The sequence below is a fragment of the Bacillus sp. HY001 genome (assembly GCF_007558965.1).
Lineage (GTDB): Bacteria > Bacillota > Bacilli > Bacillales > Bacillaceae_G > Bacillus_A > Bacillus_A mobilis.
The window spans coordinates 1-372 of record NZ_VLTE01000369.1; the positions used below are offsets into that span (position 1 = coordinate 1).

The 372-nt window shown below is 55.1% G+C and carries 4 tRNA genes; all 4 read right to left on the reverse strand.

Going from position 1 to position 372, the window contains the following annotated elements:
* The 4 genes from FOT98_RS31780 to FOT98_RS31795 all read right to left on the reverse strand — a co-directional run bounded on the left by FOT98_RS31780 (position 1) and on the right by FOT98_RS31795 (position 367).
* Positions 1-74: transfer RNA gene (locus FOT98_RS31780), tRNA-Arg, on the reverse strand.
* Positions 75-77: 3 nt separating this feature from the next.
* Positions 78-166 (reverse strand) — tRNA-Leu (locus tag FOT98_RS31785).
* 16 nt (positions 167-182) lie between these two features.
* Positions 183-257 (reverse strand) — tRNA-Gly (locus FOT98_RS31790).
* A 29-nt stretch (positions 258-286) separates the two neighbouring features.
* Positions 287-367, reverse strand: a tRNA-Leu gene (locus FOT98_RS31795).
* Positions 368-372 lie beyond the last annotated feature (5 nt).

Consider the following 372-nt stretch of genomic DNA (forward strand, 5'->3'; position numbering starts at 1 on the left):
CGCGCCCGAGAGGAGTCGAACCCCTAACCTCTTGATCCGTAGTCAAACGCTCTATCCAATTGAGCTACGGGCGCATATGGTGCCGAGGGCGGGGGTCGAACCCGCACGGTGGTCACCCACCGCAGGATTTTAAGTCCTGTGCGTCTGCCTGTTCCGCCACCCCGGCATGTCATATTGAAAATTGGAGCGGAAGACGGGATTCGAACCCGCGACCCCAACCTTGGCAAGGTTGTATTCTACCACTGAACTACTTCCGCAAGACATGTTTGAGTTATTTTATTAAAAGTGCGGGTGAAGGGAGTCGAACCCCCACGCCAAAGGCGCTAGATCCTAAGTCTAGTGCGTCTGCCAATTCCGCCACACCCGCATATT